This window comes from Lentzea sp. NPDC051213 (assembly GCF_044455585.1).
GTDB lineage: Bacteria > Actinomycetota > Actinomycetes > Mycobacteriales > Pseudonocardiaceae > Lentzea.
On the sequence record NZ_JBITEX010000010.1, the window covers coordinates 187,981 to 213,660 of the forward strand.

General features: G+C 69.0%; 26 protein-coding genes. 15 read left to right on the forward strand and 11 right to left on the reverse strand.

All coding sequences use genetic code 11. The annotated features are described in order from the left end of the window. Positions 1 to 23: 23 nt before the first annotated feature. Both ACIA8G_RS37325 and ACIA8G_RS37330 read right to left on the reverse strand, forming a co-directional pair. Complete coding sequence (locus tag ACIA8G_RS37325) at positions 24 to 1,076, reverse strand: winged helix DNA-binding domain-containing protein (RefSeq protein WP_396423473.1); 1,053 nt, start codon at positions 1,074 to 1,076, stop codon at positions 24 to 26. Positions 1,077 to 1,086: 10 nt separating this feature from the next. Next, entirely contained in the window at positions 1,087 to 2,580 is a 1,494-nt protein-coding gene (locus ACIA8G_RS37330; RefSeq protein WP_396423474.1) for a CocE/NonD family hydrolase, read from the reverse strand. A gap of 118 nt (positions 2,581 to 2,698) precedes the next feature. Between ACIA8G_RS37330 and ACIA8G_RS37335 the strand changes: the two genes are divergently transcribed. Both ACIA8G_RS37335 and ACIA8G_RS37340 read left to right on the forward strand, forming a co-directional pair. Next, positions 2,699 to 3,037 (forward strand): hypothetical protein, encoded by a 339-nt coding sequence (locus ACIA8G_RS37335; RefSeq protein ID WP_396423475.1) that lies wholly within the window; start codon positions 2,699 to 2,701, stop codon positions 3,035 to 3,037. After that, positions 3,037 to 3,948 (forward strand): glucosyl-3-phosphoglycerate synthase, encoded by a 912-nt coding sequence (locus tag ACIA8G_RS37340; RefSeq protein ID WP_396423476.1) that lies wholly within the window; start codon positions 3,037 to 3,039, stop codon positions 3,946 to 3,948. The genes ACIA8G_RS37335 and ACIA8G_RS37340 overlap by 1 nt, the downstream gene beginning before the upstream one ends. Here the strand turns inward: ACIA8G_RS37340 and ACIA8G_RS37345 are convergent. Genes ACIA8G_RS37345 through ACIA8G_RS37360 form a run of 4 tightly spaced genes read right to left on the reverse strand, consistent with a single transcriptional unit; the run spans position 3,880 to position 8,274 of the window. Continuing rightward, positions 3,880 to 5,181 (reverse strand): ATP-binding cassette domain-containing protein, encoded by a 1,302-nt coding sequence (locus ACIA8G_RS37345; RefSeq protein ID WP_396423477.1) that lies wholly within the window; start codon positions 5,179 to 5,181, stop codon positions 3,880 to 3,882. The two genes, ACIA8G_RS37340 and ACIA8G_RS37345, sit on opposite strands and share 69 nt — an antisense overlap. Beyond that, entirely contained in the window at positions 5,178 to 6,527 is a 1,350-nt protein-coding gene (locus tag ACIA8G_RS37350; protein ID WP_396423478.1) for an ABC transporter ATP-binding protein/permease, read from the reverse strand. Before ACIA8G_RS37350 ends, ACIA8G_RS37345 begins: the two co-directional genes overlap by 4 nt. Next, positions 6,497 to 7,120: a cytochrome d ubiquinol oxidase subunit II gene (locus tag ACIA8G_RS37355; RefSeq protein ID WP_396423479.1), complete on the reverse strand. Its 624-nt coding sequence runs from the start codon at positions 7,118 to 7,120 to the stop codon at positions 6,497 to 6,499. The genes ACIA8G_RS37350 and ACIA8G_RS37355 overlap by 31 nt, the downstream gene beginning before the upstream one ends. Then, positions 7,120 to 8,274, reverse strand: coding sequence for a cytochrome ubiquinol oxidase subunit I (locus ACIA8G_RS37360; RefSeq protein ID WP_396423480.1), 1,155 nt, complete (start codon positions 8,272 to 8,274; stop codon positions 7,120 to 7,122). Before ACIA8G_RS37360 ends, ACIA8G_RS37355 begins: the two co-directional genes overlap by 1 nt. Before the next feature lie 211 nt (positions 8,275 to 8,485). On the opposite strand from ACIA8G_RS37360, the gene ACIA8G_RS37365 reads away from it, so the two are divergent. Genes ACIA8G_RS37365 through ACIA8G_RS37385 form a run of 5 tightly spaced genes read left to right on the forward strand, consistent with a single transcriptional unit; the run spans position 8,486 to position 10,715 of the window. Next, the gene (locus tag ACIA8G_RS37365; protein WP_396423481.1) at positions 8,486 to 8,824 is read left to right on the forward strand and encodes a PadR family transcriptional regulator; all 339 of its coding nucleotides are present in this window, start codon (positions 8,486 to 8,488) and stop codon (positions 8,822 to 8,824) included. Beyond that, positions 8,809 to 9,486: a permease prefix domain 1-containing protein gene (locus tag ACIA8G_RS37370; protein ID WP_396423482.1), complete on the forward strand. Its 678-nt coding sequence runs from the start codon at positions 8,809 to 8,811 to the stop codon at positions 9,484 to 9,486. Before ACIA8G_RS37365 ends, ACIA8G_RS37370 begins: the two co-directional genes overlap by 16 nt. After that, positions 9,483 to 9,779 carry a DivIVA domain-containing protein gene (locus ACIA8G_RS37375; protein WP_396423483.1) on the forward strand — a complete coding sequence of 99 codons (297 nt, stop codon included), beginning with the start codon at positions 9,483 to 9,485 and terminating at the stop codon, positions 9,777 to 9,779. The genes ACIA8G_RS37370 and ACIA8G_RS37375 overlap by 4 nt, the downstream gene beginning before the upstream one ends. Then, positions 9,766 to 10,164, forward strand: a complete 399-nt coding sequence (locus tag ACIA8G_RS37380; protein WP_396423484.1) for an SRPBCC family protein — start codon at positions 9,766 to 9,768, stop codon at positions 10,162 to 10,164. Before ACIA8G_RS37375 ends, ACIA8G_RS37380 begins: the two co-directional genes overlap by 14 nt. Continuing rightward, the gene (locus ACIA8G_RS37385) at positions 10,161 to 10,715 is read left to right on the forward strand and encodes a DNA-3-methyladenine glycosylase I (RefSeq protein WP_396423485.1); all 555 of its coding nucleotides are present in this window, start codon (positions 10,161 to 10,163) and stop codon (positions 10,713 to 10,715) included. Before ACIA8G_RS37380 ends, ACIA8G_RS37385 begins: the two co-directional genes overlap by 4 nt. Positions 10,716 to 10,785: 70 nt before the next feature. Here the strand turns inward: ACIA8G_RS37385 and ACIA8G_RS37390 are convergent, their stop codons facing one another. Both ACIA8G_RS37390 and ACIA8G_RS37395 read right to left on the reverse strand, forming a co-directional pair. Then, entirely contained in the window at positions 10,786 to 11,571 is a 786-nt protein-coding gene (locus ACIA8G_RS37390) for an enoyl-CoA hydratase-related protein (protein ID WP_396423486.1), read from the reverse strand. Positions 11,572 to 11,582: 11 nt separating this feature from the next. Next, positions 11,583 to 12,380 carry a PaaX family transcriptional regulator C-terminal domain-containing protein gene (locus ACIA8G_RS37395; protein ID WP_396423487.1) on the reverse strand — a complete coding sequence of 266 codons (798 nt, stop codon included), beginning with the start codon at positions 12,378 to 12,380 and terminating at the stop codon, positions 11,583 to 11,585. Between the two features lie 209 nt (positions 12,381 to 12,589). Between ACIA8G_RS37395 and ACIA8G_RS37400 the strand changes: the two genes are divergently transcribed. The 3 genes from ACIA8G_RS37400 to ACIA8G_RS37410 all read left to right on the forward strand — a co-directional run bounded on the left by ACIA8G_RS37400 (position 12,590) and on the right by ACIA8G_RS37410 (position 16,000). Then, positions 12,590 to 12,757 (forward strand): DUF3117 domain-containing protein, encoded by a 168-nt coding sequence (locus tag ACIA8G_RS37400; protein ID WP_065914675.1) that lies wholly within the window; start codon positions 12,590 to 12,592, stop codon positions 12,755 to 12,757. A gap of 138 nt (positions 12,758 to 12,895) precedes the next feature. Then, entirely contained in the window at positions 12,896 to 14,317 is a 1,422-nt protein-coding gene (locus ACIA8G_RS37405) for a leucyl aminopeptidase family protein (RefSeq protein WP_396423488.1), read from the forward strand. Positions 14,318 to 14,401: 84 nt separating this feature from the next. Next, positions 14,402 to 16,000, forward strand: coding sequence for a hypothetical protein (locus ACIA8G_RS37410; RefSeq protein WP_396423489.1), 1,599 nt, complete (start codon positions 14,402 to 14,404; stop codon positions 15,998 to 16,000). Here ACIA8G_RS37410 and ACIA8G_RS37415 read toward each other — a convergent pair. Next, on the reverse strand, positions 15,982 to 16,875 hold the full coding sequence (locus ACIA8G_RS37415; RefSeq protein WP_396423490.1) for a LysR family transcriptional regulator: 894 nt from the start codon (positions 16,873 to 16,875) through the stop codon (positions 15,982 to 15,984). The genes ACIA8G_RS37410 and ACIA8G_RS37415 overlap by 19 nt on opposite strands. 52 nt (positions 16,876 to 16,927) lie before the next feature. On the opposite strand from ACIA8G_RS37415, the gene ACIA8G_RS37420 reads away from it, so the two are divergent. After that, positions 16,928 to 18,172, forward strand: a complete 1,245-nt coding sequence (locus ACIA8G_RS37420; protein ID WP_396423491.1) for an MFS transporter — start codon at positions 16,928 to 16,930, stop codon at positions 18,170 to 18,172. Positions 18,173 to 19,501: 1,329 nt separating this feature from the next. Here the strand turns inward: ACIA8G_RS37420 and glgA are convergent. Further along, positions 19,502 to 20,653 (reverse strand): glycogen synthase, encoded by a 1,152-nt coding sequence (gene glgA / locus ACIA8G_RS37425; RefSeq protein ID WP_396423492.1) that lies wholly within the window; start codon positions 20,651 to 20,653, stop codon positions 19,502 to 19,504. Between the two features lie 88 nt (positions 20,654 to 20,741). Between glgA and glgC the strand changes: the two genes are divergently transcribed. Next, on the forward strand, positions 20,742 to 21,956 hold the full coding sequence (gene glgC / locus ACIA8G_RS37430) for a glucose-1-phosphate adenylyltransferase (RefSeq protein WP_396423493.1): 1,215 nt from the start codon (positions 20,742 to 20,744) through the stop codon (positions 21,954 to 21,956). Here glgC and ACIA8G_RS37435 read toward each other — a convergent pair. Next, entirely contained in the window at positions 21,953 to 22,585 is a 633-nt protein-coding gene (locus ACIA8G_RS37435; protein ID WP_396423494.1) for an O-methyltransferase, read from the reverse strand. The two genes, glgC and ACIA8G_RS37435, sit on opposite strands and share 4 nt — an antisense overlap. Before the next feature lie 198 nt (positions 22,586 to 22,783). Here ACIA8G_RS37435 and sigE point away from each other — a divergent pair, with 198 nt between their 5' ends. The 3 genes from sigE to ACIA8G_RS37450 all read left to right on the forward strand — a co-directional run bounded on the left by sigE (position 22,784) and on the right by ACIA8G_RS37450 (position 25,667). After that, on the forward strand, positions 22,784 to 23,386 hold the full coding sequence (gene sigE, locus ACIA8G_RS37440; protein ID WP_086662738.1) for an RNA polymerase sigma factor SigE: 603 nt from the start codon (positions 22,784 to 22,786) through the stop codon (positions 23,384 to 23,386). Beyond that, a complete protein-coding gene (locus tag ACIA8G_RS37445) occupies positions 23,383 to 23,916 on the forward strand; it encodes a zf-HC2 domain-containing protein (protein WP_396423495.1) in 534 nt (177 codons plus the stop codon). The genes sigE and ACIA8G_RS37445 overlap by 4 nt, the downstream gene beginning before the upstream one ends. 230 nt (positions 23,917 to 24,146) lie before the next feature. Continuing rightward, the gene (locus ACIA8G_RS37450) at positions 24,147 to 25,667 is read left to right on the forward strand and encodes a trypsin-like peptidase domain-containing protein (RefSeq protein ID WP_396423496.1); all 1,521 of its coding nucleotides are present in this window, start codon (positions 24,147 to 24,149) and stop codon (positions 25,665 to 25,667) included. The last annotated feature ends 13 nt before the right edge of the window (positions 25,668 to 25,680 follow it).

The following is a 25,680-nucleotide window of genomic DNA, read 5'->3' on the forward strand; positions in this document are numbered from 1 at the left end:
GATTATCCGCTGGTCAGGGCGGGTCAGCTGGTCTTGACGCTCGCATCCGCCAGCCCCTTGGCACGAGCCAGGATCTGGGTCTCCGGCAGGAGATCGGGCAGCGGCCGGTACGGCGTGGCCGTCACCTCGAACCGCTTGCCGGACACCACCCTGCCCTGCCAGGAGCCCGCGATCTCGCCGTCCACCAGCACGGCACCGCGCCGGCCGAGGACGCGGAAGATGTCCTTCTGCGCCGCCTTGTCCGGCAGCAGCAGGTCGCGGTCACGGGCCTGGAGGTACGGGTCAGTCGGCGGCAGCAACCGGACGTCCGGCGGTTCGGCGTCGGCGATCTCGAGGTCTTCCGGCAGCCACGCCTGCTGGCCTTCCACGGATACCTCGACAAGGCCTTCTTTGGGCCACTGCTTCTTGACCTCGCGCGTGGTCGTGCCGAAGTAACCGGCCACTTCGGACGGTCCGGCGGGCCCGTGCAACGTGAGGTACCGGTGGATCAGCTCGTCGAATCCCGCGGTCTTGCGCGGCACACCCGGCCAGCCGTGGATGCGTTCGAACGTCACCGTCTTCTCCTCCGGCAGGATCCGGAGGCCCGCGGGGAGTGCACCCAGCCGGAAGATCGGGTCGCTGACGTGCTCGGTCTGGCAGCCCCGGCACGCCTCGATGGTCTGCTTGGGTGCCAACGGGGTCAGCGCCTTGCTCACGTCGCCCTTGGTCATCGGCTTCGTGACGATCGACCGCATCGCCGTGGCGATGTGGCGCAACGACGCCAGCATGTCGTCGACCTTCGGGCGGGAGGCCCTGGACAGGGCGTCGGCGTCGCTCCACGGCCACAGCGCGCGGGAGAACGCCTTCAGCTCGCCGGCCCGGTGCAGGTGGGGAGCACCCCGCACGGACCAGGTCACGGTGAACTCGTCCGCCGAGGGTTCCTCGAGGCGGGCGGCGAGACTCAGCAGGGCCGAGCCGGTGGTGTTGTCCTGGACGCCCAGGGAGAACACCGCCAGCTCGGCCGCGCTGGAGATTCGCCGGTCCAGTTCGTGCTGATGGATCCGGTGGAAAAGCACCTGCTGCCGGGTGAGGTCCACCCGGACATTCTTACGCCTTCGGAACCGTGAGGCTCGACGGTCCGAAGGTGACGGTCGATCCGCGCGCCGACTCGGTGAGGTAACGCGGGTCGACCGTGTCGATCACCAGTGCCAGCCGGTTGCCGGAGTCGACGTTCCACACCGTCGGTTCCAGCTCCACGTCGAGCGTCTGCGTGCGGCCCGCGCCGGTCACCTTCACCGGCTTGTGCGTGATCAGCGCGCCCAGACCGAGCGGGCCGACCTCGTACAGGTACGCGAACAACGTGGTCGTCTCCGCGCTGGGCGTCACGGTCAGCTTGAGCTTCGGCGTGCCCGCGATGGTCGCCCCGCGCGGGTAGTCCGGTCCGCCCCACACGCCCGCGAGGTTGCGGTCGATGAACGGCAGCGCCACCCCGGTCGGGATGTTCAGGAACCCTTGCAGCGCACCGGAGAGCAGGATCGTGCCGCTGTCGGCGACAGTGCCCCAGCCCGCGTGGATCCTCCTGCCGTCGAGCTGCATCGTGTCCGCGCTGCCCGCCGGCCACGCGCCGAACTTCCGCCACGTGCCACCGTTGTTGGGCTTGAGCTGCACCGGCTGCTCGGCGTCGATGCCGTTCGCCGTGCCCTTCACGTAGCGGTCGAACCAGCGGCCGGCCGACTCCCAGATCTCGTTGGGCAGGCCTGCCGCGCCGAACAGTTCGGCGGTGGCGTGGTCACCCGGCGAGAGCATGAGCCGCTTGGGTCCGGTGAGCTTGGCGTAGAAGTCCGCGACCTGGCCCGGCGCGAAGATGCCGTCGTTCCAGGCGTTGCCGATCATCACCGCGGTGCCGTTGGCGTTGATCTGCGCGATCTTCGAGGCGGCCGAACGTCCCGCGGAGATCGGGACGACCTCCCAGAACCTGCCGTCGCGGTAGGCGTCCTCGGCTTCCTGCAGGACCGGTCCCGGACGTCCGGTGGCCTTGCCGGCGGCCAGCAGCACCTCGACGGCCTGCTTGTTCACGGTGTTGTTGGGGTAGAGCGAGCGGGCCAGGTCGGTCCACGTGCTCAGCGCGGCAACGGCCTTGACGCGCCTGTCGTTCGCCGCGGCGAGCAGGGACTGCCCGGCGCCGTAGGAGATGCCGGCCGCGCCGACCTTGGTGCCGTCGGCCTTGGCGTTGGCGATGGCCCAGTCGATGACCTTGGAGACGTCGCCGACGGTGTCAGGACCGGCGATGTCGATCTCGCCGCCGGAGTCCCAGAAGCCGCGGCTGGTGTAGCTCACCACGACGTAGCCGGACTGCTTGGCGAGCTTGGCCGCCGCGCCGACGTACTCGATGTCGGGCACCGCCCAGCTGGACGGCATGACGAGCAACGGGAACGGACCGTCGCCCTGTCCGGTGGGCTCGACGACGAAAGCCTTCAGGGAGGTGCCGCCGGCGCCGGGAATCGTCTTGTAGGAGATCTGGTGTCCCGGAGCCGCGATGGCGGCCGGAGCACCCAGCAGGGAAGTGAGGAGTACCAGAACCAAAACAAGTGATCGTCGCACGCTGGTCCTCCTTGACCATGACGTAGATCACACAGGGTTTGTTACTGGGGAGTAAACCAGATTGCTACTCGTGGGTAGCAAGGAGCTGTGAGCCAGCTCACTGTTTACGCTGGGTGGCGTGAACCGATTCCGCGTCACTGAGCTGCCGAAAGACCGCGTGCTGGTCGTTGCGCATCTGACCAGCGCGGACGCTTTGGGCCAGACCATCGGCGATGGCGCCGATGTCGTCGAATTCGACGGCGAGCTGGAATTGCCGTCGCTCACCGAAACGTTGGATGTGGTGACGATCCCCGCAGGGGACGAGGACTACACGCTCGCGGCTGCCACAGTGGCTGCGATGTCCGGAGTACGCGCGATTCGTGCATCCGACGTGCGGCAGGCGAGGAAGGTCGTGGAGATGGTCGCGAGCGTGACGGGCACCCGTCCGCCGGTTCGAGCGGTGCGGGCGCTCGCCTGATGCTGCCCGCCGTCGAAGCCTGGTTCGCCACGCACACCTGGCAGCAGCCGTCCTGGACGGTCGGCGAGCTGGTGGCGTTGAAGCGGGGCCGAACCGTGTCCGTGGTGCTGCCCGCGTTGAACGAGGAGGAGACCGTCGGCGACGTGGTCGGCGTGGTCCGGCCGTTGCTCGGCACCCTCGTCGACGAACTCGTGGTGATGGACTCCGGGTCCACCGACCGGACCGCCGAGGTGGCGACCGCCGCCGGGGCGCGGGTCGTGCTGCGCGAGGACGTCGTGCCGTGGCTGGAACCGTTGCCCGGCAAGGGTGAGGTGCTGTGGCGGTCGCTGGCCGCCACGACCGGGGACCTGATCGTCTTTCTGGACTCCGACCTGGTGGATCCGGAGACCGCGTTCGTGACGGCGTTGCTCGGGCCGTTGCTGCTGGATGCCGATGTCCACCTGGTGAAGGGCTTCTACCGGCGGCCGTTGCGGCTGGAGAGCAGCGGCGGTGGCCGGGTCACCGAACTGGTGGCGCGGCCGTTGCTGAACACGTTGCGGCCGGAGCTTTCCGGCGTGGTGCAACCGCTCGGCGGCGAGTACGCGGCTACCCGGTCCTTTCTGGAGTCCGTGCCGTTCGCGGCCGGGTACGGCGTGGAGATCGGGTTGTTGCTGGACGTGCACCGGCTCTACGGGTTGTCGGCGTTGGCTCAGGTGAACCTGGGTGTGCGCAAGCACCGCAACCGGTCGTTGTTGCAGCTCGGCGCGATGTCCTCGCAGATCATGGGAACCGCGCTGGCCCGGTGCGGTGTGCCATTGGACTCCGGTCCTTTGACCCAGTTCGTGCAGGTCGGCGGGGAGTGGCTACCCGACTCGACCGACGTGCTCGTGGCTGATCGGCCCCCGATGATGCACGTGATCGAAGAGCGCTAACTGCTCTTCGCGGTGGGTCACGACGAGCGCGGTGCCCTGGCAGTTGTCGAGGAGCTTCTGGAGCACCCGATCGGCCTGCTCGGGGTCGAGTCCTTCCGTGGGTTCGTCCAGCAGCAGGACTTCCGGGTTCGCCAGCACTGATCTGGTGAGGATCAGGCGCTGGCGCTGGCCGCCGGAGATCTCCTCGCCGCGCTCGCCGACGACCTGGTCCCAGTCGAGGTCGAGCTCGGCGATCTCCGCTGCCCGGTCCAGTTCTTCCTGCGTGGCATCGGGTTTGGCCAGCAGGACGTTGGTGCGGACCGTGGTGTGGAAGACGTGTGCGTCGGCCAGCGCGCCCTTGCTCGGTTCGAGCCGGCGGGCGATGGCGCTGAGCAGCGTGGTCTTGCCGGCGCCGCTCGGGCCGACGATCGCCGTTCTGCCGTGCAGCTCAGGGGTTTCGGTGACGATCACCGGCTCCGGCTCCTCGGTCGGTTCCGGGGTCGGCCTGGTCATCGCCGCGAGCGGAACGGTGATCTCGAACGCCGCGACGGCCGCCATGACCAGCCAGGCGGGTTCGTGCTGCGCGAGCATCAGCAGTGCCGCGCCGAACTGGACGGCGATCGCGAGTGGCGTCAGGTCACGGGTGCGTTCCTTGCGGGACAACGTCTTCGCGGTGGCGGTCGCTGCCGCGAGCCTCTCGTCGAACAGGCCGTAGGCGACAAGTTCTTCTCTGCTGTGGACCAGTTCGGTGGTTTGTTCGGTCAGCCTGGCGCGCAACGGGGTGAGGTCTTCCGGCCTGCGGATCGCGAGCCAGGGGAGCAGGGCGAGGTTGATCAGCAGGCCGGCGACGAGCGGCAGCGAGAAGCCCGAGACGACCGCGACGACCGCGCCGACGAGGGTCGCGGTGATCCACGGCAGGGTCGCGCGGAGCCTGGTGTCGAGGCGCTGGTCGACGTTCGTGACGATGCGGGTCAGGGCCGTGCCGGACGGGATGTGCGTGCGGCGCACGAGGTCGTCGTAGACCTGGCCGCGCAGCTCGACGGCTTGGGAGAGCACAGCTTTGTGGCTGGTCAGGCGTTCGAGGTAGCGCAGCGCGCCCTTGGCCAGCGCGAGCGTGCGGACCGCGACGATCGCCACGGTGAGCGCCTGCATCGGCGGGTGCTCGGCGGCACGCATGATCAGCCAGGTCGCGGTGGCGGTCAGGCCGACGCCGGCCAGTTCGGCGAGCGTGCCGACGACGATCGCGAGCTTCACACCGTCACCACCCTGGTGACCTCGTCGAGCAGGGCCGGCCGGTGGGCCACGATCACGGCGGTCCGGCCGCGGGTGAAGTCACGCGTTGCCTTGAGCACCAACGCCTCCGTCTCCGTGTCGAGGTGTGCGGTCGGTTCGTCCAGCAGGAACAACCCGGCGTGCTGCCGGTCCAGCGCGTTGGCCAGCGCTACCCGTTGCTGCTCGCCGGAGGAGAGGTTCGCGGGCACGAGCGTGGGTCGTTGAGGCACCCACGACAGCGCCTCCAGCCACGCTTTGCGGTCGATCTCGCGCAGATCCACGCCGCCGACCAGCACCCTGCCTTCGTCGGGCCGCACGAACCCCAGCAACAGCCCCAGAATCGTGCTCTTGCCCGCGCCGCTCGGCCCGACCAGCGCGATCCGGTCGCCGGGCGCGATCCGCAGTGAGAAGTTCCTGAGGCTCCGGACGCTGACGTTGTCGAACACGATCTCGGCCTGGGCCAGGTCCGGCGGCGTGACGCCGGCGGACTCGGTGTGGGCCGGCACCTTCGCGAGCACCTCACGGCCCTGAGCACTCGCGTGGTACTGCGCTCCGGCGGCGCGCAGCGGGAGAAACGCTTCCGGGGCAAGGAAAAGCACGAGCAGTGCGGTGTACAGCGGCACTCCGCCGCCGAGCAGCCTGAGACCGACCGGCACCGCGACCATCGCGACCGACATCGTCGCGACCACCTCCAGCACGAACGCCGACAGGAACGCGACTTTGAGCGCGGACATCGTCTCGGCCATGTGCTGCGCGGCCAGCCTGCGGACCGTCGTGGACTGAGCCTCGGCCCGCCCGAACGCCCGGAGCGTGCCGATTCCCTTGACCACGTCGAGGAAATGCCCGCCGAGGGTGGTCAGCGCCGCCCACTGGCGAGCCGTCCGTTCGCGGGTGTGCGCGCCGACCAGCGCGCCGAAGAGCGGGATCAACGGCAGGGTGAGCAGGATCGTCAGCGCCGCGGTCAGGTCGGCGAAGGCCAATCGGACCACGACCGCCAGCGGGACGGCCACGGCCAGGATCTGCTGTGGCAGATACCCGACGACGTAAGGCGTCACGTCGTGCACGCCGCGAGTGACCAGCGTGGCGACCTCGCCCGCCTTGGTTCCCGGCGAGCGCAGGAAGGCCTGTCTCAACCGTGCGCGGGTGCGTTCGGCAGCGCGGTGGGCCATCGCGCGGTGGACCCACCACACCAGCACCCGCAGGCCGATGACCAGGCACAGCAGGAGAAACCCGGATCCGCCGCTGAGCACCGACGCCAGGAGCTCTGCCTGAGCCAGCACCAGGAACGGGATCGGGATCAGCGCGAGGAGATGGCGACGATCGACCATTGCACCCACACCACCAGCGGAATGACCGGGATCGCGACCCACGCGAGCAGGCCGAGCGTGTCGGAGTGGGCCATCAGACCGCCGACGTCGATCGAGCTGAACGCGAGCGGGATCGGCAGCGCGCAGAGCAGCGCCGTCAACGGGAACACCTTCCAGCGCCGGGTCTGGAACACCCAGCCGTGCACCGCGAACAGCACCGGCATGATCAGTGCGACCGGCCAGGGCGCTTCGAGCAGATGCGCCAGGAACAGGCCCCAGCCAACGGAAACCATCAGCGCGCCGGTGAACACCAGCCACGACCACAGCCGCAGCTGCACCGCGGCCATGAACAGCACCAACCCGGCCAGGACCAGCGTGAACACCGAATGCGCGCCGGACAGCAGTTCGCCTTCGAGCCGGGGGAACGCCGCGAACAGCACGCCGATCGCGGCGACCAGCCACACCTCGTTGCCCAGGAAGAACGGCGTCATCCGCTGTAATGCCAAGTCTTTCCTGCGGAACGGTAGCAGCAGTCCGGTTCCGTAGTCGAAGCCCGCCAACGCGAAGTAGCCGACGGTCAGCGTGCCGAGCACGATGAGCCAGAGAAGTTCCATCAGAGTGTCACCACCAGCGGCGAAACGGGAGCGGGCGTCACGTCCGGACCACGACGGACCGCACGTGCGATCAACGCCCAGTCGGTGACTGCCAGCAGAACGAACAACGACGTGAACACGATGAGCGACAACAGGATCTGCGAAGCGTCCACATGGGACACCGCGTCCTCGGTCCGCAACAGTCCGTAGACCAGCCACGGCTGCCGCCCGACCTCGCGGAACACCCACCCGAAGATGGCCGCCAGGAACGGCAGCGGTATGCCGATCACCATGAGGTACAACGGGAACCGCATCCGGATGACCAGGTCCTTGATCAGGAACGGCAGTGTGACCCAGCTGACCAGCGCCAGCGTCATCCCGATCAGGATCATGAACCCGAGCGCGGCGCCCGGAGCGTTGGCGAACTTGGTGGGCTGAAACTCCTTGACGATCGGGATCTGCGCGAACCCGGCCCCGATCAGCGCCGGTGTCGCCAGAGCCGTCGTGATCACGCCCATCCGCAGCGACCGCCGGAAGAAGTCGACCTCGGGCGTGCGCTTGATGAAGTGGTACGCCGACACCCCGGTCAGGAACACCCCGCCGACCGTGAGCGACGCGGCGACCACGTGCACCAGTGCGGAGGTGAACGTCGGGTTGCTCAGCAGCGCGCTGAGGTCGTCCAGCCGCAACACGTTCCCCTCGACCCGATAGCCGACGGGGTGTTGCAGGAACCCGTTCGCCGCCATGATCCAGAACGCCGACGCGAACGCGGTGAGCGCGGTCAGGTAGAGCAGAGCCAGGTGCACCCAGCGGTTGAGCCTGCCCCAGCCGAAGATCCACAGGCCGAGGAACGTCGACTCCAGGAAGAACGCGATCAGCGTCTCCATCGCGAGCGGCGCCCCGAACACGTCGCCGGCGTAGGTCGCGAGACCCGACCAGTTCAGGCCGAACTGGAACTCCATCACGATGCCGGTGACGATCCCCAGCGCGTAGTTGATCACGTAGATCCGCCCCCAGAACCTGGTCATTCGCTCGTGCACGGGGGCTCTTGTCAGCGTGTGCCGGGTCTGCATGACCACGAGCAGGGTCACCAGCCCCAGTGTCAGCAACACGAACAGGAAGTGGAACGAGGTCGTCGCCGCGAACTGGACGCGGGCGAGGTCGGATGCGCTCATGAGTAGGCAGACTATATGTAGGTGGCCTACGTATGGTGCGGTTCTGAGAGATGATGGGGGAGATCTCAGGGATGACCCTGAAGGGAACCTGAAGACGTGCCGTTCCGCTTCCAGAGCAACAGATCCCGGTAGGTGTGCACCACCCCGGCCGCCTGAAATCAGGGACATCTCAGGGGTGCGACCGGCGTCGTCATGAGTAGAGTGCCTACTCATGAAGCCCGACGCGCTACGTGGCCACCTCGACGCGTTGCTGCTCGCGACGCTCGACGGCAGGCAGCTGCACGGTTACGCGATCATCGAGGCGTTGCAGCAGGGCAGCGGTGGTGCGCTGGACCTGCCGACGGGCACGGTCTACCCGGCGTTGCGCCGGCTGGAGCGGGCAGGGCACGTCGTGAGCGACTGGAGCACGGTCGGTGGCCGCAAGCGCCGCACGTACAAGCTCACCTCGACGGGTCAGCGGGCGCTGAACGCCGAGCGCAGCGCGTGGCAGGAGTTCACCACGGTCATAGACGGGGTGCTGGGGGGTGGCGGCAAGTGGGCACAGACCTGATCGAGCGGTACGTGACCGATCTGGGGGGACGGCTGCAGGGGTCACGCAGACAGGTGCGCGACCTGCTCACCGAGACCCGCGACAGCCTCACCGACGCCACGGAGGCCCACCTCGACCGCGGCCTGGACGAGGAAACCGCCCAGCGCAAGGCCGTCGAGGACTTCGGCCCGGTCCGCGAGATCGCCGGTGAGTACCAGGCGGAGCTGGCCGTCGCGTACGGCGCGCGCACGCTGACGTTGCTCGCCGTGGTGCTGCCGGTGATGCACGCGGTGTGGGAAATGGGCCGGATGTACTTCATCGGGCCGTGGCAGGACTTCGGCGGGCCGGTGCCGTCCTGGTACATGTGGATCGCCAAGGCCAACGACATGACCAGCGGAGCGGCCGCGGGCATCGCACTGGTGGCGCTCATCCTCGGCCGCGTCCTGGCGCGCCGGTTCGACGCGCAGCTGCTGGCCAGGCTCGCCGCGTCGATCGCGCTGTTGTCCGTGCTGGTCGTGATCCTCGGCAACGTGGCCATCCTCAGCGCCACCTGGGGCGTCGACCCGCAACGGCTCGTGCAGTCGCTGCCGATGTCGATCGCCAGCTTCGTCACGTGGGTCGTGATCGTCAGGCTTGGTCTGCTCGCTCGCCGCTGCCTGAGCTGTGCCACGATCGTCGCGTGAACAGCGCCCTTCTCTACCTGATCGTGATGGTGGCCGTCGCGGCAGTGGTGTTCTTGCTCGCGGCGTTGGTGTTCGGGCGTGGCGAGGAGCTCGCCCCGCTGCCACCAGGTGCCTCGCCGACCCGGTTGCCGGCGGAGGACATCTCCGCGGAGGACGTCCGCGAGCTGAAGTTCCAGCAGGTCTTCCGCGGCTACAAGATGAGCGAGGTCGACTGGGTGTTGCAGCGCCTCGCGACCGAGGTCGGTGCGCTGCGGGCCCGCGTCGAGGAGCTGGAGAGCAGTGACCGAACTTGAGCTGTCCGTCCAGGTGGCGGCGCCACCCGCGACGATCTTCGCGGCGATGTCCGACTGGGAACGCCAGTCGGAGTGGGTGATCGGCACGAAGGTGAAGATCGTCGCCGGTGACGGGCAGTCGGCCGGCAGCGAGATCGACGCCGTCACGTTCGGTGTCAGCGACCGGATGAGGATCACCCGCTGGGACCCGCCGCACGCGGTCGAGGTCGAGCACCTGGGACGCGTGGTTCGCGGGACCGGTGTGTTCGCCGTGCGCGGCAGCCGTTTCGTGTGGACGGAACGGCTCGAGGTGCCGTTCTTCTACCCGTTGGTGAAGCCGCTCTTCGTGCTGATGCTGCGCCGGTCGTTGCAGCGGTTCGCCCGGTTCGCCGAGGAGTACCGGTGATCTCCCCCGAGCTTTCACGCTGCCCGTGGGGGAACTCGACCCCGGACTACATCGACTACCACGACACCGAGTGGGGCGTGGAGCTGCACGGCACGGACGCCCTGTACGAGCGGATGTCGCTCGAGGCGTTCCAGTCCGGTCTGTCGTGGATCACGATCCTGCGCAAGCGTCCCGCGTTCCGCGTGGCGTTCGTCGACTTCGATCCCAAGCTGGTGGCGGAGTTCGGGCCGGCTGACGTCGAACGGCTGATGACCGACGCCGGCATCGTCCGGAACCGGCTGAAGATCGAGGCCGCGATCCACAACGCGCGCAAGATCGCCGAGGAAGATCTCGATCTCGACGCTCTGCTGTGGTCGTTCGCGCCCGCTGATCATGTCCGTCCGGCGACGATCGCGGACGTTCCTGCCATCACGGACGAGTCCAAGGCGATGGCCAAGGAACTGAAGCGCCGCGGCTTCAAGTTCCTCGGCCCCACCACTTGCTACGCGCTGATGCAGGCCACCGGCATGGTGGACGACCACATCGCAACGTGCTTCCGCGCCTCGGTTTGATTGGCGCGAAAAGCACGTTCGGGCCATCTAGCGGCCCCAACGTGCTTTTCGCGCCGAACAGGTTCGCGGGTTAGCGGCCGATGAACTTCGGGGCGCGCTTGTTGACGAACGCGTCGACCGCCTCGCGGTGATCCTCGGTCGCGCCGCAGTCGGCCTGGGTGCGGCGTTCCGCCTCCAGCGCGTCCTCCAGCGTGCCGTCCGCCGCCGCGACCAGCGCTTCCTTGATCTTCGCGTAGGCGGTCGTCGGCCCGCCGGCGAGCTTCGCGGCCAGCGCGTGCGCGGTGGACAGCAGTTCCTCGTCGGGAACGACCTGGTTGACCATGCCGACCCGCAACGCCTCCTCGGCGCCGACCGGCTGCGCGAGCAGCATCATCTCCATCGCGCGGCCGTGCCCGATCAACCTCGGCAGCGTGTACGACGCGCCGGAGTCGGCGGTCAGCCCGACGTTCGCGAAGGCCATCAGGAACTTCGCCGAGGCGCCCGCGATGCGCAGGTCCGCGGCGTAGGCGAAGGACGCGCCGGCGCCCGCGGCACTGCCGTTGACCGCGGCGATCACCGGCTTCGGCATGCCGATCAGCTCGCGCACGATCGGGTTGTAGTGCTTCTCGACGGTGTGCAGCGGCGCGGGATCACCGGCCTGCAGCAAGCCGATGTGCTCCTTGAGGTCCTGGCCCGCGCAGAACGCCCGGCCCGCACCCGTGATCACCACCGCGCGCACCGAGGCGTCGGCCGCGGCCTCCCGCAGCGCGTCGAGGAAGGACTCCTTCAGCGCGATGGTGAAGGCGTTGAACGACTCCGGGCGGTTGAACGTGAACGTGCGCACTCCGTCAGCGTCGTCGACGAGGAGCTCGGACACTCGGACCTCCATCAAGCAGTGGAAACGTTGCGGATCGGTCGCAGGCACTCGTCGACGAAGCGACTCGTGCCCGGTGCCAGCCGCAGGGTCTGTTCGTCGAAGAACGTCGCTGCCGCGTGCCCCGGCCAGTCCGGTGGCAACAGTTCAGCAGGAAGACCGGGATCGCGGAACAGGAACTTCCGCCACGCGTGCAGCAGCTGCTGGGAGGCGGCGAACGCGGCGGCGTCGTCGGTTTCGTCCACAACGGACACCGTCGCCTGCCACTGCGCGACGAACGCGGCGTAGTCCCGGCCCAGTTCGGCCAGGTCCCAGGCCTTCGCCGCGAGCTCGGCGTCCCCACCGTCGTGTGAACCGTGAAAAGTTCGTGCGAGAACTTCCTCCGCGGCGAGCACGTCGGCCAGTTCGGACGACGGGCGGGGTGCAATCCACGTCACAGGGCCGAGCGCGCCGTAACCGAGCAGTTGCAGTGAGGAAGCGAGGTGATCACGCGAGTCGCGGCCGGGCATCTCCTCCAGCACCACGACGTGCCAGCGACCGTCCCAGGTGGACGGCCGGGTGCGGTAGATGCGGGCAGCGGCCTCGTCAAGCCTTCGTTCCCCGCGAGGTGTCATCGAGTAGCCCGGCCCGTCGGGCAGCCGCACGGGGTGCAGCCAGCCCTGCCGGACCGTGCGGGAAACGGCCGTGCGCACGGCGGGCGCGGCGAATCCGAGTGGTTCGAGGAGCCGGACGAGCGCGGCAATGGTGGCGGTGCCACCGCGATCGCGCAGGTGGCCGCCGTAGACGTCGAAGAGCGCGGAACGGGCTCGCACGACCGTTAAGTCTGTCACGCCGCGCCGAGTCGTGCCGAAAGTGTTGCGCAATAGTCAAAACCGCTAGTGATCAGGCACGAAGCAAGATCGACAACTGTCACCCGAACTCGCCAAAAGATCGGTTCGGTTTCGCCCCTGAGTCGGCATAGGGGAGAATGGGGCCGTCCGGCCTGGCCGGACGGGGAAGATGTTGACGGAGGGAGCACGCGATGGCGGCCATGAAGCCCCGGACCGGCGACGGTCCCCTCGAGGTCACCAAGGAGGGACGCGGCATCGTGATGCGCGTGCCGCTCGAGGGTGGTGGGCGCCTTGTCGTCGAGATGTCGGCGGACGAGGCCAGCGCCTTGGGCGACGCGCTGAAGGCCGCCGCCGGCTGAGAGGCATCCCGGCGAGAAGCATGTGAGCCCCGGTTTCCACAGTGGAGACCGGGGCATCGCTTCGTTCAAGCCGTAAGCCAAAATGAGCGGTCTCGAATACATGGGGAGGGGTCGGCTGTGGGCTCGACGGTTCCGTCAGTGCCAACCAAGCTCGTGGACGTCGAGGTGGCCACCACCTCGCGCCGCAACGTGCCGACGGTCGTGCTCGCGGCCACCGGACCGGCACTGGGGCCGGGTGGCGACGACCTCGACGCCTCCGAGATCACCGGCAAGGCTGGTGAGACCGTCCGGCACCGCGACACCGAGGTGTGGACGCTCGGCGTCGGCACCGGCAGCCTCGGCGACTACCGCACCGCCGGTGCGGCATTGGCGCGGGCGCTGAGCGGCGACGACGCCCCCAGGACCGCCGACGTGCTGCTGACCCCGGACTTCGACGCCGAGAAGGTGCGCGCGTTCGTGCTGGGCGCCGCGCTCGGCGGCTACCGCTTCAAGGTCACCGCGGAGGACGGCCCGAAGCGCGTCGGCTCGCTGCGACTGGTCGCCGGTGACCCCGGCTTCGAAGAGGTGCTGACCTCGGCCGCGCTGAAGGCCCACGCGCTGGCCACCGCCACCTCGCTGGCCCGTGATCTCGCGAACGCGCCGTCCAACGTCAAGGACCCGCGCTGGCTCGCCACGACCGCCGCCAAGCTCGCCGACAAGGTGCCCGGCCTCACCGCCGTGGTGCGCGATGAGAAGTGGCTGCAACAGCAGGGCTTCGGCGGTGTGCTCGCGGTCGGTGGCGGCTCGGCCCGCCCGCCGCGGTTCATCGAGCTGACCTACGACGGCGGCGGTGCCGAGCACCTCGTGTTCATCGGCAAGGGCATCACGTTCGACACCGGCGGTATCTCGGTGAAGCCCGCCGACGGCATGCACCTGATGCGCACCGACATGGCCGGCGGCGGCGCGGTGATCTCCGCGCTGATGGCCGTGGCCCGCCGGCAGCTGCCGATCAAGGTGACCGGGCTCGTGCCGTGTGCCGAAAACCACATCTCGGGCTCCGCCTACCGGCCGGGCGACGTCGTGCGGCACTACGGCGGCGCGACGACCGAGGTGCAGAACACCGACGCCGAGGGCCGCATGGTGCTCGCGGACGCGATGGCGTACGCGGTGCGCACCCTGTCGCCGGACCTCGTCGTGGACGTGGCGACGCTGACCGGTGCCATGAAGGTCTCGCTGGGCCTGCGCACCGGTGCCGTGTTCACCACTTCCGACGAGCTTGCGGCGAGCGTCGTCGAGGCGGGCTCGCGGGTCGGCGAGAAGTGGTGGCGGATGCCGCTGCTGGAGGAGCACGTCGAGGCCGTCGCGAGCGAGATCGCGGACTACAAGCAGTGCCCGCCCGGACCGGGTGGCATCGCCGCCGCGCTGTTCCTGCAGAAGTTCGCGGGTGACGTGCCGTGGGTGCACCTCGACATCGCGGGCCCCGCCCGTTCGGAGAAGGTCTACGACGAGGTCGTCGCCGGCGCAACCGGGTTCAGCGCGCGGACCTTGATCGAACTGGCTGAAAGTTTTTCACGTAAGTAGCGAAGTTCCGACTATCGGCTATACGAGACGGCCGGGTTCCCAGGCATCATGTGAGCGCCACCACACCGTTGTGAGGAGCTCCCTGTGATCGCTCGCCTGGTCCTCGGCGTCGCGCTGTTAGCCGCGACGCTCGCCCCCGCCTCGGCCAGCACGCCCTGGTGGGAACCCGTGGCGAGGCCCGCGCAGGACTCGCAGATCAACGTGACCGGCGAGCCGTTCAAGGGCACCGACGGCCAGGGCCGGGTGCGCGGGCTGGTCGACGCGCACAACCACCTCATGACCAGCGAGGCGTTCGGCGGCCGGCTGATCTGCGGTGCGGCGTTCTCCGAGCAGGGTGTCGCGGACGCGCTGAAGGACTGCCCGGAGCACCACCCCGCCGGGCTCGGGGCGATCTTCGAGGCGATCGTGACGTCGGACTTCGACGGCCACGACCCGGTGGGCTGGCCGACGTTCAAGGACTGGCCGTCCTACAAGACCGTCTCGCACCAGCAGAACTACTACGCCTGGCTCGAACGGGCGTGGCGCGGCGGCCAGCGCGTGCTGGTCCAGGACCTCACCAGCAACGCGACGCTGTGCGTGATCTACCCGTTCAAGGACAAGCCGTGCGACGAGATGGCGTCGGTCCGGCTGCAGGCGCGCAAGACCTACGAGCTGCAGGACTACGTCGACCGCATGTTCGGCGGCCCCGGCAAGGGCTGGTTCCGCATCGTCACGTCGTCCGAGCAGGCCAGGGACGTGATCAAGCAGGGCAAACTCGCCGTGGTCCTGGGCATCGAGACCTCTGAGCTCTTCGGCTGCCGGCAGCTGCTCGACCTCCCGCTGTGCGGCAAGGCCGACATCGACCGCGGCCTCGACGAGGTCTACGCGCTCGGCGTGCGCAGCGCGTTCCTCTGCCACAAGTTCGACAACGCGCTGTGCGGTGTCAGGTTCGACTCCGGCGTCCAGGGTGGCGTGCTCAACGCGGGCCAGTTCCTGCGCACCGGCACGTGGTGGAAGACCGAGGAGTGCAAGGGACCGCAACAGGACAACCCGATCGGGGTCGCCGGCCCGAACGCGTTGATCCCGGCGACCGCCGTCGCGCCGCAGTACGACCCGGCGAAGCGGTGCAACGTCCGCGGCCTGACCTCGCTCGGCGAGTACGCGGTGCAGGGCATGATGCGCCGGCACATGATGATCGAGATCGACCACATGAGCGTGAAGGCCGCGGGTCGCACGCTGGACCTCGCTGCGCAGGCTCGCTACCCCGGCATCGTGTCGAGCCACAGCTGGATGGACGCCCAGTGGACCGAGAAAGTCTACCAGCTCGGCGGGTTCATCGCGGGCTACGAGAACGATCCCGGCGGCTACGTCGCCCAGGCTGCCTCGACCAAGGCGCTGCGGCAGAAGTACGGCGTGGGGCTCGGGTTCGGCTCCGACTACAACGGCGTGGGCTCGCACCCGGCACCGCAGACAGGCGTGACCTACCCGTTCCGCAGCTACCCCGAGGGGCCGCTGGTCGATAGGCAGCGCACCGGTGAGCGCGTCTGGGACATCAACGTCGACGGCGGCGCGCACATCGGCCTTCTGCCGGACTGGGTCGAAAAGGTCCGTCAGCTCGGCGGCGACTCGCTCGTGCAGGACATGCTCAGCGGTGCCGAGTCGTACCTGCGCACGTGGTCAGGGGTTCAGCGCTGGACCTCATGAGATTTGAGGGCGTGCGAGCGGAAAGCGCGCACCGCGGGCGGCAGCGGGTGGTCCTTCAGCCACGCCAGCCCGAAGACACGGCCGGTGCGCGGGGTCAGCGGTAGCTCGCGCAGACCGGCAGGCGGGGAGATCTCGGCGTGCGTCAGCAGCGCCACGCCGAGCCCCGCCGCCACCAGGCCGCGCACGGTCTCGATCTCCTGGCTCTCGAACGCGATCTTCGGCGTGATCCCGGCCGCGGCGAACATGTCGTCGGTGATCTGCCTCAGCCCGTAGCCGTGCTCCAGCACGATGAGCTCCTCGTTCGCGAGGTCCTTGAGCCGCACGGCGTGCCGTGTGGCCAGGCGGTGCGTCGACGGCACCACGACGATCAGCTCCTGCTCGAACAGGACCTCCGACTCGAACTCGGGTCCCTGTGGTGGTGGCGCGACCAGCGCGAGGTCGATCTCGCCGTTGAGGAGCTTCTCGACCACGGCCTGGCGGGCGTTCTGGACCAGGCCGAACCGCACGTGCGGGTGCTCGGCCCGGAACCCGCGGACCAGCTCCGGCACCACGGACCGGCCGAGCATGTGCAGAAAGCCGAGCACCACGCGGCCCTTCTCCGGGTCGAGCTCCTCCTCGACCTCGCGCAGACCCGGTTCCAGGGCGGCGAGCGAACGGGTCGCGGCCTCCGCGAGCAACCGGCCGGCGCGGGTGAGGCGGACCCGGCGGCCGGACTTCACGACGACCGGTGCGCCGAGCTGCTCGCCGAGCTCCGCGAGCCAGCGGCTGACCGTGGGCTGCGGGAGTCCGACCCGCTCTGCGACGCGAGTCACGTGCACGTCGGCGGCAAGCGCTTTCAGCACCGCCAGCTTCGGGGCCAGCTCCAATTCGTTCATGGATGGATTTTGGCGCATTTCCGTATTGGACGTATGGCTTAGCGTCAAATGCGTGAACAGGTTGACCGCGTCCATCGCCGCCTCGGGATTCGCGTGCTTCGCGCTGCTGTACACGCCGCAGCCGGTCATGCCGCAGATCGCCGCCGAGTACGGGCTGGGGCCGGGCGGTGCGTCGCTCGCACTCTCCGCGGCGACGCTCGCGCTGGCGGTGGTGGTCGTGCCGATCGCGATGCTGTCCGAACGGGTCGGGCGCCGGCCGGTGATCGTGGTCAGCGTGCTGACCGCGGCGGTGCTCGGGCTCGTGCTGCCGTTCGCGCCGAACTACGACCTGTTCCTGGTGCTGCGCGTGCTGCAGGGCATCGCGGCGGCCGGTGTGCCCGCGGCGTCCATGGCCTACCTCGCGGACGAGCTCGACAACCGCAGGCTCGGCGCCGCGATGGGCGCGATGATCGCCGGGAACAGCCTCGGCGGCATGGCGGGCCGGTTGCTCTCCGGCATGACCGCGGACTGGCTGGGCTGGCGCGGGTCGGTGCTGCTCACCGGTGTGTTCGGGCTGGCGGCGGCGCTGGTCGTGGTGTTCTTCCTGCCGCGGGCCCAGGGCCGGCCGAAGCGCGCGCCGAGCGGCATGAAGGCGGCGTTGAAGGACCCGGTGCTGCTCTCGTTGTACGCGCTCGCCGTGCTGCTCGTCGGGTCGTTCATCTCGTTCTACAACGTCGCGGGCTTCCAGCTGACCGGTCCGTCGTGGCTGGAGTCGCTGGTGTTCGTGTTCTACGCGTTCGGCAGCACCTCGGCGGCGTTCGCGGGGAGGCTCGCCGACCGGTACGGACGTGGGCGCGTGCTGCTCCTGTGCATCGGCGTGCTGGCGCTCGGGACTCTGGCGAGCCTGCTCTGGGTGCCGCTCGGGCTGGCGATCGTCACCGCCGGATTCTTCGCGTCGCACGCCACCGCGAGTGGCTGGGTCGGCGCGCGGGCTCCCGCCAACGCGCGTGGCCACGCGTCCGGGCTGTACCTGTGCGGGTTCTACGTGGGCAGCAGCATCGGTGGCACGTCCGGCAGCACCGCGTACGGCGAGTGGGGCTGGGGCGGGCTGGTGCTGGTGGTCCTGGGCTGGCTCGCGCTGGGCGCGATGCTCGTTCAGAACTCCAACGGGAGGGTGATGCGCGAGTCGACCGGGGAGATCTTCGTGCGGCCCAGTCGCGGCAGCTCCGGTTCGCCCTCGACCATGCCGACCGAGACCGAGCGGGTGTCCGCGGGGACCTCGACCACGATCGCGAACGGCAGCGGGCCGCCGTCGTAGCGGGCGCCGACCTGCTTGGCGGTGGAGCCGTCCGGCAGCGTCACGGTGATCAGGTCCTTGGTCAGGGAGCCGCCCGCGGTGTCGGGCAGGTTGCCGGTGGCCTCCATCCGCACCTCCAGCAACGCCTTGTCCGCCGCGGAGATCGTGGCCACGTCGTACTGGCTCTCGCCGAGCTTGATCGGCCGCTGCCTGCCGAGCCGGATCCCGGTGATCTTCAGGCCGATCTCGCGGTCGCCGAAGCGGACTTTCTGGGTCGGCTCGTTGAACTGGGCGGGAGCGGCGGCGCGCTTGAGGACCTGCGGCGGGTTGTCGGTGCGCTTGCCGGACGGGACCTCGACGCGTTGCTCGAGCGACTTGGCCCCGAGCGTGCCGAGGGCGAGCGTCTCGGTGCCGGCCTGCGGGTCCGGCACGGTGTAGACGACGAACACCGCGCCGTTGGCCGGCAGGCGGTCGGCCGGCAGGACCTGGCGCTTGCCCGGTACCTCCAGCGCGAGCTCGGACGGCTGCGGGGCGAACCCCTGCCAGTTGGTGCGGTGGAAACCGCTGTCCGTCTCGTTGTACTTCTCGACCTTCATCCTGAGCACCCGCATCCGCGAGCCGGGCTCGGCCCTCAGCGTGCCTTCCGCGGTGACCCAGACGTCCGGGTTCGCCCAGCCGCTGATCGCCGAGGAGAGCAGGTCGTCGCGCAGCTTGATGTCAACGTTGCCAAGCCCGAGGTCGGTGTTGGAGCGCTTGCCGTCGTCGGGCAGCACGGCGAGGAAGTCGCGGCCCGCGGTGAGGTCCTGCTGCTTCTTCGGGTCGAACTGCTTGCCGTCGGTGCGTACCAGCATTCCGCCCGGCGTGCTGCGGTTGCCGTTCGCCGGCACCTCCGGCGACTGCACCTCGTAGCGGACCTCGTCCTTGTTCTTGGTGACTTCCTTCAACGGGACGGGCACCCAGTCGGTCGAGGCGCCGGTACCCGGCACCTGGACGGGCCCGCACCACAGTCGTTTGTCCACCTCGGACTCGACGCCGGTCTTGGCGAACCAGCAGCTCACCGCCGCCGCGCCCGCCCGTGCCACGTAGCCGTACTCGAGGGTGTACGCGAGCTGCGCCTCGGCCTGTGACTGCAGGTCAGGTGCATCGGCGAGCTTCAGGCCGCCCACGGTCAGCGTCACGGCCGTCGGCTGTGGCTTGGGAGCTGTGGCGCAACCAGTCACCGCGAGGAGGACCGTCAGACCCAGCACCGCACTACGCACAGTCTTCGCGCCCCTCACCAGTTGAAACCACGACGTCACTACTGGTTAAAGGCGGCGTTCACACTTTGGGGTTGCCCCGGTCGAGTGTGTCTCAAATCACAGCGTTGTAGACCTCGACGGTCTGCTCAGCCATTGCGGACCACGAGAACTCCTGCTCAGCGCGGGCGCGTCCGGCCGCGCCGAACCGTCGTGCGCGATCCGGGTCTGTGACCAGTTCGTTGATCGCCTGGGCGAGGTCGTGTCGATATGTCGACAAATCGTGCTCGTCGTAGTGGACCAGCAGTCCGGTTTCGCCGTGCACGACGACCTCCGGGATGCCGCCGACGTCACTCGCGACGACCGCCGTGCCGCACGCCATCGCCTCGAGGTTCACGATGCCGAGCGGCTCGTAGACAGACGGGCACGCGAAGACCGTCGCGTGGCTGAGGATCTGCCGCACCTCGGCGGGCTGCAGCATCTTCTGGATCCAGAACACCCCGGGCCTGGCCGCCGCGAGCTCGCTGACCGCCTGCCTGGTCTCCTCGGCGATCTCCGGTGTGTCGGGCGCGCCGGCGCACAGCACTATCTGCGCGTCGCGGTCGATCTCGTGCGCCGCGGCGACGAGGTGTCCGACACCTTTCTGCCGGGTGATCCGCCCGACGAACGCCACGATCGGCCTAGTGGGATCGATTCCACGACTGGTCAGGGCGTCCGTTTCTGCAACGGGGTGGTACGCGACGGAGTCGATTCCGTTGCGGACGACGTGAACTTTTCCTGGATCGAGCGACGGATAGGCGTCCAGCACATCAGTGCGCATGCCCTCGCTGACCGCGATGACGGCGTCCGCGTGTTCGTACGCGGTCCGCTCGGCCCACGACGAGATCCGATACCCGCCGCCGAGCTGCTCGGCCTTCCACGGCCGGCGCGGTTCCAGCGAGTGCGCGGTCACCACGTGGGGGATCCCGTGCAGGAGTTTGGCCAGGTGACCGCCCATGTTGGCGTACCAGGTGTGCGAGTGCACGAGGCTCGCCGCGGACACCGCGGCGGCCATCTCCAGGTCGACCGCGAGCGTCGTCAGCGCCGCGTTCGCCTGCTCCAGGCTGTGCGGCGGATTGTGGGCGGTGGCGTCGCCGCGAGGTGCACCGAAGCAGTGCACGTCGACGTCGACGAGTTTGCGGAGATGGGGCACGAGGAATCCCACGTGCACACCAGCTCCGCCGTACACCTCAGGCGGGTACTCCCGGGTCAACAGCGCTACTCGCACGCACCCACCGTAGATCACGGCGGTACTTGTTGGGACAAACCAGTTTGCGTCTGGTTCCGGCACGATCGCACGGATAGGGTCACATACCGTGAAGGGGCAGCCGCACGTTCTCGGAATTGTGCTTGCCGGTGGTGAAGGCAAGCGCCTGTGGCCACTGACGGCCGACCGCGCGAAACCGGCTGTGCCCTTCGGGGGCAACTACCGGCTGGTCGACTTCGTGCTGTCGAACCTGGTCAACGCGGGGCTCGCGAAGCTCTGCGTGCTGACGCAGTACAAGTCGCACTCACTGGACCGCCACATCTCGACGACGTGGCGCCTGTCCAATGTGCTCGGTCAATACGTGACACCGGTGCCGGCCCAGCAACGCCTGGGCCCGCGTTGGTACACGGGGTCCGCTGACGCGATCTTCCAGTCGCTGAACCTCGTCCACGACGAGAAGCCCGACCACGTGGTGATCTTCGGTGCCGACCACGTGTACCGGATGGACCCAGGTCAGATGATCTCTCAGCACGTCGAGTCGGGCGCGGCCGTGACCGTGGCCGGCATCCGCGTGCCGCGGACCGAGGCCAAGGCCTTCGGCTGCATCGACTCGGACGCCTCCGGCAAGATCACGCGCTTCCTGGAGAAGCCGTCCGAGCCGCCGCACGTGCCGGACGACCCCGAGGTGACGTTCGCGTCCATGGGCAACTACATGTTCACGACCGAGGCGCTGCTGGACGCGCTGCGCGGGGACGCGTTGAACCCGGACTCGGACCACGACATGGGCGGCGACATCATCCCGATGCTGGTCGACCGGGGTAAGGCGCACGTCTACGACTTCCAGGACAACGACGTGCCCGGTGCCACCGACCGGGATCGCGGGTACTGGCGGGACGTCGGCACGATCGACGCCTACTACGACGCTCACATGGACCTGGTCTCGGTCCATCCGATCTTCAACCTCTACAACGAGCTGTGGCCCATCCGGACGGCCACTCCGCCGTTGCCGCCCGCCAAGTTCATCGCGGGCGGTTCGGCGGAGGACTCGATGGTGGGGCCGGGGTCGATCATCTCCGGGAAGATCCACGGGTCCGTGATCTCGTCCGATGTGACGGTCGAGGTCGGGTCTGTGGTGCAGGGGTCGGTGCTGCTGCCCGGGGTTCGGATCGGGAAGGGTGCCGTGGTCCGGCGCGCCATTCTGGACAAGAACGTCGTGGTGCCCGACGGGGCGTTGATCGGCGTGGACGCGCCGATGGACCGTGAGCGCTACACGGTCAGCGCCAGTGGCGTCACGGTCCTCGGCAAGGGCGTCCGGGCTTACTAGGGCTTGCGGGCGGCGACCAGCAGGCCGTCGCCCAACGGCAGGATGACCGGCACCAGCCGGTCGTCCTCGCGGACCAGCCGGGCGATGTCCCGCATCGCCTGGGTCGAGTCGTCCCGCTTGCTGGGATCGACGACGGCGCCGTGCCACAGCACGTTGTCGAACGCGATGACCCCGCCCGGCCTCAGCATCCGGACGCCGTGCGCCAGGTACTGCGGGTACTCGGGTTTGTAGGCGTCGACGAAGACCAGGTCGTAGGCCGCGTCGGTGAGGCGCGGCAGCACGTCCAGCGCCTTGCCCATGATCAGGCGCGTGCGCGAGGGCGAGATGCCGGCGGCCGCGTAGGCCTCACGGGCGGCGCGTTGGTGTTCGGGGGCCACGTCGATCGAGGTCAGGATGCCTGACTGGGGCATGCCGGCGAGCAGGTAGAGGCCGCTGGTGCCCGCGCCCGTCCCGACCTCCACGACCGCTTTGGCTTGGAGTGCGGTCGCGAGGAACCGCAGCGCGGCGCCTCCACCTGCACCGATGGGCACGCAGCCCAGCTCCTGGCCGCGTGCGCGCGCTGCCAGGTGCACGTCGTCCTCGGGGAGGTACTGCTCGACGTACTCCCGCAGGGCCGATTCCGCTGTCACGGGTACGCAGGTTAGTGCTTCGCGTGCCCAAAACGGGTGAACGTGGCCCGAACCGAGATTCTCAGGGTGCTCTCAGCCCACTCTCACGATCGTTTAAAGAGAGCAGGAGAAGGTAAGGCAGCAAGAAGCCAGGCTCTAGTCGGGAACAAGCCGGACCCGACGCTCGTTGAGCCGCATAAGGGTCGCCGGGCGGCCCACATGGAGGTGCCGAAACACCTGATGCGCACGCAGTCGAGTTCGCCGGAGGCCGTCGCGCCCATCGAGACGGCCGACTGGACGCCGCCCTCGTGGGACGCCATCGTCCGTGAACACGCGGACCGGGTCTACCGGCTCGCGTACCGCCTGACCGGCAACCAGCACGACGCCGAGGACCTCACCCAGGAGACGTTCATCCGCGTCTTCCGGTCGCTCGCGTCCTACAAGCCCGGCACCTTCGAGGGGTGGCTGCACCGCATCACCACCAATCTCTTCCTCGACATGGCACGCCGCCGCAGCCGCGTCCGCATGGAGGCGCTGCCCGAGGACAACGATCGCCTCGAGGGTGACGACCTGTCCCCCGAGGAGATCTACGACGAGAACCACCTCGACCCCGATCTGCAGGCCGCGCTGGACGAGCTCCCGCCGGAGTTCCGTGCCGCCGTGGTCCTGTGTGACGTCGAAGGACTCTCCTACGAGGAGATCGGCGCCACGCTGGGGGTGAAGATGGGTACCGTGAGGAGCAGGATCCATCGGGGCCGCCAGGCTCTGAAGGTCGCACTGGAACGCCGCCGTCGGGAATCGTTGCTGGAGGACTCTGCATGACCGACCTCCGTGGTTGGGGACTGCCTGAGCAGCACCTGTTGCCGGATGCCGTGGTCGCGTTCGTGGACGGGGAGCTGTCCTCGACCGCACACGAACGTGCCTCTACGCACATCCAGCGATGCGGCTTCTGCGCTTTCGAGACGTACACCCAGCTGCAGGCGCGCTCTGCCGTGCGCACCGCTGTCGCCCCCACGGCGTCGGCGTCGCTGCTGGACCGGCTCGGGGCGATCCCGCAGGAGGTCGAGCTGCCGTCCGCTCCGGACGGGCTCGCGATCACCGAGGACGGACAGTTCGTCGCCGTGCAGCGCACGGACAAGCCAGCGTTCGGCACCGGCCCCGTGCTGGGGTCGTCCAAGCCGCTGGGCAGTCAGGGCTGGTTCACCGGCCGCCGGGCCCGTCAGGGTGCCGGGGTCGTGGTGAGCGGCATGCTGCTCGGCGCGCTCGCGTTCACATCGCCGGACGGCAGCGACGCACCGGCTGCGCCCACCGTTCCGCAGAACGCGCGCGCCGTGTTCGCAGGGACCCCCTGACAGTCATTTCACCGCTCTTCAGGCAGGCTGTAGGCCAAGGGCCTGCTTCATAGGTCCGTGTTCGCGATAGTCGGGGCTGAGGCGGCCCCTGACGGCGTGGGCGACCGGACCACATACAACACCGGTATGCGATCCGGTCGCCCACGCCGTCAGGAACCACCTCAGCCGCGACTCTCATCGAACGAGACCTATGAAGCAGGCCCAACTCCTAGCGGAAAATTCGGGGAGAGATGAGCCAGCAGTCGCCCAACGGCCAGACGTCCACACCCGTTTCCGGAGTGGATGACGGAGCGCATCGCAGGCTCCGGCCACGTCCCGTGGTGCAGCCGCCGGTCGACCCCGCGTACGCCACCGCTTTCGGCCGCCCGGACGGTGTTCCCGGTGCCTTCGCCACGCGTGACGTGGCGGTACCGCAGGTCCAGTCCGCGCCGCCGGCCCCCGAGTCCCTCGTGACCGCGTTCGGCCGCCAGGGCTCCTCCGAACTGTTGCAGCGCCCGCCCCAGCCGGTCTCCGACCCCGATCCGGACATCGATCCGGTGTTCTGGGGCGACAAGCCCGCCGGTGACCCGTGGCGCGACCCGGCGTCCGGTGCGGTGATCGGCCCGCCCGCGGTGGGCGAGGACCCGCCCGGTGAACCCGAGCGCAAGCCCGAGCCGGGCCCCCAGCTGAGCGTTCCCGAGCTGCTGTTCGGCCGTCGCGTGAAGCCGGCCGCGCTCGCGATGCTGCTGGTGGCCGCACTGGCGGTCGGCACGGCCGGTGGCCTGGTCGGCTGGCTGATCGGCCGCGCGGGCAACCCGCTGACCGACTCGACGGTGACGCTCGCCGAGGTCGCGGAGGGCAAGGAGCGTCCGGCCGGTTCCATCTCCGACATCGCCAAGCGCGTCACGCCGAGCGTCGTGTCGATCGAGTTCAAGGGCGCCAACGTCGCCGGCGTCGGCTCCGGCGTGGTGATCGACGGCGGCGGCTACATCCTGACCAACGACCACGTGGTCGCCCCGGCAGCCCAGGACTCGTCGGCCAAGCTGAGCGCCGTCTTCACCGACGGCACCCGCGCCGCGGCCCGCGTCGTCGGCCGTGACCCGAAGACCGACCTCGCGGTCATCAAGGTCGAGGTCACCAACCCGACGGTCCTGCAGTTCGGCAACTCCGACGAGCTCCAGGTCGGCGACGCCGTGATCGCCATCGGCTCGCCGCTGCAGCTGTCCAACACCGTGACCGAGGGCATCGTCTCCGCGCTGCACCGCCCCGTGACGGCGGCCGGCGAGAACGGTGGCCCCCAGGTCACCTACGACGCCATCCAGACCGACGCGGCGATCAACCCCGGTAACTCCGGCGGTGCGCTGGTGGATTCGCGCGGCGCCCTGATCGGCATCAACTCGTCGATCCGCACCGAGACCGGCGGTTCCGTCGGCCTGGGCTTCGCGATCTCCGGCAACCAGGCCCGCAAGATCAGCCAGGAGCTGATCCGCAGCGGTTCGGTGAAGCACGCGGACATGAACGTCAACGTGAAGTCCGTGTCCGCCGAGACCTCGGAAGGCGCCCAGGTGCAGAACGTTCCCGCTGGTGGTGCGGCCGCGGCCGCGGGCATCCAGGAGGGTGACGTGATCACCAAGGTCGGCAACCGGATGGTCCGCAACGCCGCCGAGCTCGTTGTCGCCGTTCGCGAACACGAGATCGGTCAGACCGTGCAGGTCGTCCTTGCGCGGCAAGGCCGAGAGCTGAAACTAGACGTGACCCTGAAGAGCGACTGACAAGTAGGCTGGC

What these genes read in the sequence shown, in the direction of transcription:
- ACIA8G_RS37340 (WP_396423476.1), top strand. Translation starts at nt 3,037, where the DNA reads ATGCTGCCCGCCGTCGAAGCCTGGTTCGCCACGCACACCTGGCAGCAG.
- ACIA8G_RS37350 (WP_396423478.1), bottom strand. Translation starts at nt 6,527, where the DNA reads ATGGTCGATCGTCGCCATCTCCTCGCGCTGATCCCGATCCCGTTCCTG.
- ACIA8G_RS37355 (WP_396423479.1), bottom strand. Translation starts at nt 7,120, where the DNA reads ATGGAACTTCTCTGGCTCATCGTGCTCGGCACGCTGACCGTCGGCTAC.
- ACIA8G_RS37360 (WP_396423480.1), bottom strand. Translation starts at nt 8,274, where the DNA reads ATGAGCGCATCCGACCTCGCCCGCGTCCAGTTCGCGGCGACGACCTCG.
- ACIA8G_RS37365 (WP_396423481.1), top strand. Translation starts at nt 8,486, where the DNA reads ATGAAGCCCGACGCGCTACGTGGCCACCTCGACGCGTTGCTGCTCGCG.
- ACIA8G_RS37400 (WP_065914675.1), top strand. Translation starts at nt 12,590, where the DNA reads ATGGCGGCCATGAAGCCCCGGACCGGCGACGGTCCCCTCGAGGTCACC.
- ACIA8G_RS37415 (WP_396423490.1), bottom strand. Translation starts at nt 16,875, where the DNA reads ATGAACGAATTGGAGCTGGCCCCGAAGCTGGCGGTGCTGAAAGCGCTT.
- sigE (WP_086662738.1), top strand. Translation starts at nt 22,784, where the DNA reads ATGGAGGTGCCGAAACACCTGATGCGCACGCAGTCGAGTTCGCCGGAG.
- ACIA8G_RS37445 (WP_396423495.1), top strand. Translation starts at nt 23,383, where the DNA reads ATGACCGACCTCCGTGGTTGGGGACTGCCTGAGCAGCACCTGTTGCCG.
- ACIA8G_RS37450 (WP_396423496.1), top strand. Translation starts at nt 24,147, where the DNA reads ATGAGCCAGCAGTCGCCCAACGGCCAGACGTCCACACCCGTTTCCGGA.